This window comes from uncultured Lactobacillus sp. (genome assembly GCF_944327175.1).
Lineage (GTDB): Bacteria > Bacillota > Bacilli > Lactobacillales > Lactobacillaceae > Lactobacillus.
This window is the reverse complement of sequence record NZ_CALVGT010000031.1, coordinates 23,596-32,637: the sequence shown is the minus strand read 5'-3', so window position 1 is coordinate 32,637 and position 9,042 is coordinate 23,596. Positions and strand designations below refer to the sequence as shown.

General features: G+C 52.0%; 6 protein-coding genes and 1 pseudogene. 1 reads left to right on the top strand and 6 read right to left on the bottom strand.

All coding sequences use genetic code 11. The features are described from left to right. Positions 1-128: 128 nt before the first annotated feature. A pseudogene (locus tag Q0J41_RS04390) lies at positions 129-644 on the top strand (family 1 glycosylhydrolase); the annotation flags it as partial. A gap of 94 nt (positions 645-738) precedes the next feature. Here the strand turns inward: Q0J41_RS04390 and Q0J41_RS04385 are convergent. From Q0J41_RS04385 to glyQ, 6 genes are read right to left on the bottom strand one after another with little or no spacing between them, the layout of a single operon-like run. Continuing rightward, on the bottom strand, positions 739-1,875 hold the full coding sequence (locus Q0J41_RS04385) for a sigma-70 family RNA polymerase sigma factor (protein WP_296226728.1): 1,137 nt from the start codon (positions 1,873-1,875) through the stop codon (positions 739-741). A gap of 35 nt (positions 1,876-1,910) precedes the next feature. Beyond that, complete coding sequence (gene rpoD / locus Q0J41_RS04380) at positions 1,911-3,032, bottom strand: RNA polymerase sigma factor RpoD (protein WP_296226726.1); 1,122 nt, start codon at positions 3,030-3,032, stop codon at positions 1,911-1,913. 41 nt (positions 3,033-3,073) lie between these two features. Further along, positions 3,074-4,192 carry an RNA polymerase sigma factor RpoD gene (gene rpoD / locus Q0J41_RS04375; protein WP_296226723.1) on the bottom strand — a complete coding sequence of 373 codons (1,119 nt, stop codon included), beginning with the start codon at positions 4,190-4,192 and terminating at the stop codon, positions 3,074-3,076. Next, entirely contained in the window at positions 4,164-6,002 is a 1,839-nt protein-coding gene (gene dnaG / locus Q0J41_RS04370) for a DNA primase (RefSeq protein WP_296226721.1), read from the bottom strand. The genes rpoD (Q0J41_RS04375) and dnaG overlap by 29 nt, the downstream gene beginning before the upstream one ends. Before the next feature lie 31 nt (positions 6,003-6,033). Then, complete coding sequence (gene glyS / locus Q0J41_RS04365) at positions 6,034-8,100, bottom strand: glycine--tRNA ligase subunit beta (protein ID WP_296226719.1); 2,067 nt, start codon at positions 8,098-8,100, stop codon at positions 6,034-6,036. Further along, positions 8,093-9,004, bottom strand: coding sequence for a glycine--tRNA ligase subunit alpha (glyQ, locus tag Q0J41_RS04360; protein WP_077302052.1), 912 nt, complete (start codon positions 9,002-9,004; stop codon positions 8,093-8,095). The genes glyS and glyQ overlap by 8 nt, the downstream gene beginning before the upstream one ends. Positions 9,005-9,042: the final 38 nt, after the last annotated feature.

The window sequence follows — 9,042 nt, the reverse complement described above, 5'->3', positions numbered from 1 at the left end:
TAAAATCTCTAACCAAAGATAGCGTAAAGCGGTTTCAAAAATTAAGCAAAAAAAAACACTCATCAAACTTAGATGAGTGTCCTAAAGCATCCCCGTTCAAAGTCAATGTCTTAACTTAATGACATTGTGACTACGTGGCCTTCTCTTACTACCAGTCAACTACTGTCTCCAGCGAAAAGGTTTCAGCCGATGAACTGAGCGACTTGGAAAAATCTGTTGCCGTTAACCCGACTTTGGAAAGAAGCGACTGGGGCTGGGAAATTGACCCGGTTGGCCTTCGCCTAGCTCTGAACCACTTGACTGACCGCTACCACCTGCCCCTGTTTATCGTGGAAAACGGTCTGGGGGCCTACGACAAGGTCGAAGACGGCAAAATCCACGACCCATACCGGGTTGACTACCTCAAGAAGCACATCAGCGAAATGGAAAAGGCAGTTGCAATTGACGGCGTTGACTTAATGGGCTACCTGCCATGGGGGCCAATCGACCTGGTTTCTGCCGGTACCGGCCAGATGGACAAGCGCTACGGCTTCATCTACGTCAACAAGAACGACCAAGGAGTCGGCGACCTCGGCAGAACCCCAAAGGACTCCTACTACTGGTACAAGAAGGTCATCGAATCTAACGGTACTGACCTTAACTAAACTGCTTTAATTCTTATTGCCACTTAATCCCTAGTCAAAAACACGAAAAGCGACCAAGATCTGCTATGATCTTGATCGCTTTTTTGTGCTTAGTCTATTCTGCTGAGAAGTAGTCCTGGAGCAGGTCTGAGTGATGCTTCAGCTTCTTGACGGCCTTGGCTTCAATCTGCCGGACCCGTTCCCGGGTAACGCCCAGGCTGCGGCCAACTTCTTCCAAGGTATGCGGTTCATCATTTTCTAAGCCGAAGCGCAATTTCAAAACCTTGGCTTCCCGGTCAGTCAAAAATTCGCCCATCATGCCGGACAGTTGATCCTTTAGCATTTCAAAAGCAGTGTATTCTTCCGGGTTGATCGCCTTGTTGTCTTCCAGAAGGTCTCCTAATTGCGAGTCCCCTTCTTCGCCAACTGGCTTGTCCAGGGAGTCAGTTTCCTGGTTCTTGGCCACCGTGATGATGTCCTCCACCTTCTGCAAGGGTTCATTCATTTCCGCTGCCAACTCTTCCGGCTTGGCATCCCGGTCCAGGTCCTGCTGCAGGGTCCGCTGGATCCGGTTCATCTTGTTGATGCTTTCCACCACGTGAACCGGGATTCTGATCATCCGATCCTGGTCAGCCAAAGCCCGGGTAATGGCCTGCCGGATCCACCAGGTGGCATAAGTTGAAAACTTAAAGCCCTTGGAGTAGTCGAACTTGTCAACTGCCTTCATCAAGCCGATATTGCCTTCCTGGATCAAGTCCAGGATCCCCATCTTCCCGTTATGCTTGGCATAGCGCTTGGCAATAGAGACTACCAGACGGAGGTTGGCGGCAGCTAATTCATCTTTAGCTGACTCATCGCCGTTTTCAATCCGCTTGGCGACTTCTACTTCTTCGTCCCGGCTCAAAAGCGGGACCTTGCCGATTTCCTTCAAATACATCCGGACCGAGTCGTAAACCCGGTCATTGTCGCTGGAAGCGACCAGTTCTTTTTGTTCTTTCTTTTCAGCTTCTTCTTCAGCCTTGAGGGCCAGAGCAGACGGTTCACCCTGGTCGTCAACAATACTAATCCCATTGTCCGCAAATTCTTCTACCAGCTTGGCAGTTTCGGCATCATTTAGACCATACGGCACCAAGAGCCGTGCTTTCAGATCCTTTTCGCTGATCTGCTTGGTCTTCTTTAAACCAGTAATCACCATTTTAACTGCTTTTTCCAGTGGAAAATCATTTACGTTAGAAGCATTTTCTTTTGCCATTCAATCCGCCCTGTTCTTATTCTGCTAAAAATTTACTACTCTAAAAAGTCACGCAACTGGTTGCTCCGGCTAGGGTGCCGCAGCTTGCGCAAGGCCTTGGCCTCGATCTGCCGGATCCGCTCCCGGGTCACGCCAAAGACCCGACCGACTTCTTCCAAAGTCCGGGGATTGCCGTCATCTAGACCAAAACGCAGACGCAATACATTTTCCTCTCTGTCAGTCAAAGTGTCAAGCACTTCAGCCAGCTGGTCCTTCAGCATTTCACTGGCCGCGTGCTGCTCTGGGCTGGTCGCATCCTTGTCTTCAATAAAGTCGCCCAAGTGGGAGTCATCCTCTTCCCCAATCGGTGTCTCCAAGGAAACTGGTTCCTGGGCCACCTTGAGGATCTCCCGGACCTTCTTGACCGGCAAATCCATTTCCGCGGCAATTTCTTCTGGTTCTGGGTCTCTGCCCAAATCCTGGAGAAGCTGCCGCTGGATCCGGATCAGCTTGTTGATGGTTTCCACCATGTGGACCGGAATTCTGATCGTCCGCGCCTGGTCGGCAATGGCCCGGGTAATGGCCTGCCGGATCCACCAAGTCGCGTAGGTGGAGAACTTGAAGCCCAGCCGGTAGTCAAACTTGTCGACTGCCTTCATGAGGCCCATGTTCCCTTCCTGGATCAAGTCCAGGAAACTCATCCCCCGGCCAACATAGCGCTTGGCGATAGAAACCACCAAACGCAGGTTGGCATTGGTCAGTTCATCCTTGGCTTCCTGGTCGCCAGTTTCAATCCGCTTGGCCAGCTGGACTTCTTCATCGCCGCTAAGCAGACTGACCCGGCCGATCCGCTTCAAGTACTGGCGGACCGGGTCATTCATTCGGCTGCCTGGGGCTGACAGGTGTTCCAACTCTGCCTTTTCAACATTTTTCTGCTTGGCCAGGGCCAATTTGGACGGTTCACCCTTGTCATCGACAATGCTGATCCCGTTGTCTTCAAATTCCTGCACCAGCTGATCGACCGCCCGGCCTTCTATTTGGTAAGGCTTTAGCAAGCGGTCGGTAAATTCCTTTTCAGAAATTTGCTTGCTCTTCTTGACATCCTTAACAACTAACTTAACGGTATCAGCCAGGGATACCTGGTCTGCCTTTCCTGTCTGCTTTGCTTTGTCTGTCATTTGATTGCCTTCACTCTATCACAGCAGCATCAAGCTGCACATTAATCTAAGAAATCCCGCAACTGGCTGCTCCGGCTCGGGTGGCGGAGCTTTCTAAGGGCCTTGGCCTCAATTTGCCGGATCCGTTCCCGGGTCACTTCAAAATGCTGGCCGACTTCTTCCAAAGTCCGGGTCTTGCCATCGTCTAAGCCAAAACGCAGGCGGAGAACTTCTTCTTCCCGGTCGCTCAAGGTATTCAAGACCTCGGCCAGCTGCTCTTTCAGCATCTCGTTGGCCGCGTGCTGTTCGGGACTCATCGCGTCCTTGTCTTCGATAAAGTCACCCAAGTGGGAGTCGTCTTCTTCCCCAATTGGCGTCTCCAAAGAAACCGGCTCTTGGGAAATCTTCAAGATCTCCCTAACCTTCTTGACCGGCAAGTCCATTTCCGCCCCGATTTCTTCCGGTTCCGGGTCTCTGCCTAAATCCTGGAGGAGCTGGCGCTGAATCCGGATCAACTTGTTAATGGTTTCCACCATGTGAACCGGAATTCTGATCGTCCGGGCCTGGTCGGCAATTGCCCGGGTAATGGCCTGTCGGATCCACCAGGTCGCGTAAGTGGAGAACTTGTAGCCCAGCCGGTAGTCAAACTTGTCGACCGCCTTCATAAGGCCCATGTTCCCTTCCTGGATCAAGTCCAGGAAGTTCATCCCCCGGCCGACATAGCGCTTGGCAATCGAGACAACCAAGCGCAGGTTGGCTTCAGCCAGTTCCTGCTTGGCCTCTTCGTCGCCGGCCTCAATCCGCTTGGCCAGGGCCACTTCTTCTTCACTGGTCAAAAGGCTGACCCGGCCGATCTCTTTTAAGTACATCCTAACCGGGTCATTCATCTTCATCCCGGTCGGGGCGGCCATATTGTTCAGTTCCGCCTTTTCAACATTTTTCTGCTTTGTCAAAGCCAACTTGGAGGGCTTGCCATCCTCATCAACAATGCTGATCCCGTTGTCTTCAAATTCCTGGACCAGCTGGTCAACGGCCTTGCCCTCTAATTTGTAGGGCTTGATCAAGCGGTCTTCGAAAGCAGCTTCAGTGATTTGGCGGCTGGCCTTTACTCCTTCAACAACCAGCTTCACCGCCTTTTCCAAGGGCATTTCATTAGCCTTGGCTTGCTTTTCTTCTGTCACTAACTGCCTCCTCTTCCTGCAGCTTCAGTTGCCTTAGCTGCAAAATTGCCTGTGTTTCCAGCAAAATTGCCGTTTGGTCGTTTCGCCGACGCGCGTCTGCAATCGCCTGCATGTGGCGGTCGATCTCATCATCTATCTTGCACAGGTTGAGTACCCGAACCTGCGCCTCGAGCTCTTCCAGGGTGATTTCCCCCGGCAGCTCGGTCATATCAGTACTAACAATTATACTCTGAAGTTCTTCAGGAATAAAATCTAAAAAGCCGCTCAATGAAACATTTTCATGAGTTTCAATGTAATTGAGCCAAAGCTTGGCCAGGCGCTCATATTCCGGGTTGGGAAAAACAAAACCATTGACAAGCAAATAGTCGCGGGCCTCATCAGAATAGATGTAGGCATAAAGCAGGCGCTGCTGGGCCTTAAGGGCCCGGGTAACCGGCTGCGGGTCTGCGGCTGGGGCCAAGGGAGCTGGTTCTGGCAGGACTTCGCTATTGGTATGCTGGTCCACCCGGCGCTGCTTGCGGCGGGCCCTTGATAGGTTGACCTTCAAGGCGTCTAGGGAGACTCCGGTTTCTTTAGCTAAGCGGCTGACATAGAGGTCTTGTTCAACCGGATTGGGCAAGGCAGCGATCTCGGCAACTGCCTCGCTTAAATAAGCCACCTGCTCGCGCTCGTTGTTTAAGTTGTACTTCTTCTTCAAGCGCTGCAGGAAAAAGTCAGTGGTTGAGATGGCCCCTCTGATCGCGGCCTGGTAGCTGTCTGCCCCGTATTGCTTGACATATTCGTCCGGGTCAAGCTTGTCAGGCAGGATCACGATCCCCAGGTCAAAGTTGCCGGCCTGCTTGAAGAGGCCTACCGCCCGTTCGGTGGCGTGCTGGCCTGGATCGTCCCCGTCGTAGTTGATGACGACTTGCTTGCTGATCCGGCGGATCATATAGACCTGCTGCTGGGTCAAGCTGGTCCCCATGGAGGCAATCCCGGTCTTGACCCCGGCCTTATAAGCGGAGATGACGTCCATATGCCCTTCAAACAAGACCAGGTGTCCTTCTTTTCTGGCATGCTTTTTAGCTTCAGAGAAGTGGAAAAGCAGGTCGGACTTGTTGAAGATGCTTGTTTCCGGGCTGTTTAAGTACTTTGGTTCTTCCGGGTCATCGCTGATTCTCCGGCCGGAAAAAGCCACCGGGTGGCCGCTTTCATCGCTCATCGGGAACATCAAGCGGTCTCTGAAGCGGTCAAAGAGGCGGCCATCCTGACTCTTGACAAACAGGCCGCTTTCCGCCAGCTGGTCCTCTGTATATCCTTCACCTCGCAAGTAGGTCAAGAGCAGGTCGGACTTGCCTGGGGCATAGCCGATCGTAAAGTGTTTGAGCAGGTCATCGTCCAAGCCTCTTTTTCTGGCATATTCCAGGCCCCGCTCCCCGATCTTGGTGGTCATCAGAACCTGCTGGTAAAAGTCCGCCGCGTCCTTATGCATCTGCATCAAAGGGTTCAGCTTGACCGGCTGCTCCTGGTATTCCTGGGGCATGGGGATATTGGCAAATTCCGCTACCCTTTCAACGCTTTCTGGAAAAGTAACTTCTTCTTTTTCCATGATGAACTTGAAGACATTGCCGCCCTTATGGCAGCCAAAGCAGTAGAAGAACTGCTTGTCCGGGTTGACGCTGAAAGAGGGGGTCTTTTCTTGATGAAAAGGGCAAAGACCTACATAGTCTTTGCCTCTCTTCTCCAGTGATACATACTGGCTGATCACGTCAACAATGTTTACGCTGCCCCGAACTTCATTGATAAAATCTTCCGAAATTCTTCCAGCCAATTTGCCTCACCCTTTATTAAAAATTTGCTTCTTACTTGATAACCAACTTGCTCAAATCGCCCAAGCGCTTGGCCAGGTCATTGATAGCTGCCAGCTGGCTCAAGCGGTTGTTCTTGACTGCTTCGTCCTTGGCCATGATCATGTTGACGTCGAAGTAGCGGTCGATTACCCCTTGCAGAGCAACGAAGGCTTCGTAAAGTTCAGCATGGTCCTTGACATTTGCCAAAGCCTCAACTCCATTATAAAGGTCTTGTTCGCTTCTGTCTTCAAATAAGCTTGGGTCAACCGGACTAGCCTGGGTAAACTTAGCCTTCTTCAAGATGTTGGCGATTCTAGTCAGACTTTCAACGACCGGCTTGAAGGCTTCGTCGTCATGGTGCTGCTGCAGAACCTTGGCAGCGGCCAGGATCTGGCTTGGGTCTTGTTCGCTTGAAGCCAGAACGGCGTCGATAACGTCGTATTGGTAGTTGTTCTTTTGCAAGAACTGCTTGATCCGGTCACGGATGAAGTCAGCAAGTTGCTTGTCTTCTTCCGCCCCTTGTGGCAGCTTAGCAGGAGTCTTGCCAGACAAAAGTTCTACGATTTCCGGAACAACCTGGTCAAATGGCAGGGACCAGTTTTCGTTTAGAAGGATCCGGACAATCCCATAAGCGTAGCGGCGCAATGCGTATGGGTCGTTTGATGATGAAGGGATCATCCCGGCACCAAAGAAGGCGATAATGGTGTCCAGCTTGTCAGCAACTGACAAGAGGGCGCCGACCTTGGTCTTTGGCAGGTCGCCTTCAGCCGTGCTTGGCATGTAGTGTTCCTTGATGGCGACAGAAACGTTTTCGTTTTCGCCAGCCAGACGGGCATAGTGCATCCCCATAACCCCTTGCAGTTCAGCGAATTCGCCGACCATCTGGGTTACCAGGTCGAACTTATACAAGCCGCTTACCCGGTCAAAGTCAGTCACTTCTTCAGCTGACAAGCCAAATCTCTTAGCCAGGTAGTCGCCGATGATCCGGACCCGGGTCATCTTTTCTGCCATTGAACCGATCTTGTCGTGGAAGGAAACGCTGTCCATCCGGTCAACAAAGTGGCTGAGCGGGTACTTGCGGTCTTCATCATAGAAGAATACCGCGTCGTCAAGCCGGGCAACCAAGACCTTTTCGTTACCGGAAATAACGTTTTCCAGGTGGTCCTTGTTCCCATTTCTGACTGAGATAAAGTAGTTGATCAGCTTGCCTTCCTGGTCATAAACTTCAAAGTAGCGCTGGTTGTCCTTCATGGAAGTGATCAAGACTTCGTCCGGAATTTCCAGGTACTTTTGGTCAAATGAGCCGGCAAAAACAGTCGGGTATTCAACCAGGTTGTTGACTTCTTCCAAGAGGCTCGCATCCAGCTTGATCTGCCAGTTGTGGCTGTTTACCAGGTCGTTGATCTGGGAAACGATCATGTCCTTGCGTTCGTCAGCATCAACGATGACGTATTGGTCCCGCAGAGCTTCCACGTAGTCGTCAGCGTTGGCCAAGACCACGCTGTCGCCCAAGAAGCGGTGACCAGCAGTCTTGCGGCCGGCAGTGATGTCCAGGAACTGAACTGGCACTACTTCGCTGCCGTAAAGGGCAACAAGCCAGTGAATCGGGCGGACAAATTCAAAGTCTTGGGAGTCCCAGCGCATCTTGGTCGGGAAAGTCATGGCCTTGATTACTTCATCCAGGCCCAAAAGAATTTCCTTGGCTTCCTTGCCGGCCTTTTGCACGTGCACGTAGGCATATTCAACGCCCTTGAGCTCTTCAAAGTAGATGTCGTCGGCGCTCATCCCCTGGCCGCGAGCAAAGCCGACAGCGGCCTTGGTCCAGTTGCCGTCAGCGTCTTGGGCGATCTTCTTGGCCGGTCCCTTCTTGACTTCGTCCACGTCAGCCTGCTTTTCATCCAGGTCCTTGACCAGGACAGCCAGGCGGCGGGGAGTTGAGTAGGTCTTGATTTCCTTAAAGCCCAGGCCGTTTTCCTTCAAGAACTTGCCAGTTCTGTCAGCCAGCTGCTTGACTGATTTGCCGACTACGTGGGCTGGCATTTCTTCAACGCCGATTTCAAATAAAAAGTCTTTAGTCATTGCTTGCCTCCGCCTTTGCTTGTGCACTCTTCAACAATGGGAAGCCGCGCTTTTCACGTTCTTCCACAAACTTAACCGCTACTTCGTGAGCCATGTTGCGGATCCGGTGCAGGTAGCCGGCCCGTTCAGTTACTGAGACTGCCCCCCGGGCGTCCAACAGGTTGAAGGTGTGGGAACACTTCAAGATGTAGTCGTAAGCCGGGTGAACCAGGTTCTTGCCCAAAAGGCGCTTGGCAATTCTTTCGTAAGTGTCAAAGAATTCCAGCAATTGCTTCTGGTCGCTTTCTTCAAAGGCGTACTTGGAGTGTTCGTATTCAGGTTCCTTGAAGATGTCCCGGTAAAGGACGCCATCGCCCCATTCCAGGTCGAAGACTGAGTTAACATCCTGGATGTAGGAAGCCAGACGTTCAACCCCGTAAGTGATTTCCCCCATGGTTGGCTTGACGTCCAGTTCGCCGACAGTTTGGAAGTAGGTAAATTGGGAAACTTCCATCCCGTCCAGCCAGACTTCCCAGCCAACACCGGCACAGCCCATGGATGGGTTTTCCCAGTTGTCTTCAACGAAGCGGATGTCGTGCTCCAAAGGTTCAATGCCCAGAACCTTCAAGGAGTCCAGGTAGTATTGCTGGATTTCCAGCGGAGCCGGCTTTAAAACGACTTGGAACTGGTGGTGCTGGAAGAGCCGGTTCGGGTTGTCCCCGTAGCGCCCGTCAGCTGGCCGGCGGGAAGGCTCAACGTAGCAGGCCTTCCAAGGTTCAGGCCCGACTGCCCGCAAGAAGGTGTATGGGCTCATTGTCCCCGCACCCTTGTTTTCATCATATGACGGCATGATCATGCAGCCTTTTGAAGCCCAAAACTGTTCAAGCTTGAAGATCATGGTCTGAATATCTAATTTTTGTGCCATAGTTACCTCCTATGCAAGGCCATAAAAAAAGCCTATGC

Excerpts from the sequence above, each read along its gene's own strand:
- Q0J41_RS04385 (WP_296226728.1), bottom strand. The coding sequence starts at position 1,875 with ATGGCAAAAGAAAATGCTTCTAACGTAAATGATTTTCCACTGGAAAAA.
- glyS (WP_296226719.1), bottom strand. The coding sequence starts at position 8,100 with ATGACTAAAGACTTTTTATTTGAAATCGGCGTTGAAGAAATGCCAGCC.
- glyQ (WP_077302052.1), bottom strand. The coding sequence starts at position 9,004 with ATGGCACAAAAATTAGATATTCAGACCATGATCTTCAAGCTTGAACAG.
- rpoD (WP_296226726.1), bottom strand. The coding sequence starts at position 3,032 with ATGACAGACAAAGCAAAGCAGACAGGAAAGGCAGACCAGGTATCCCTG.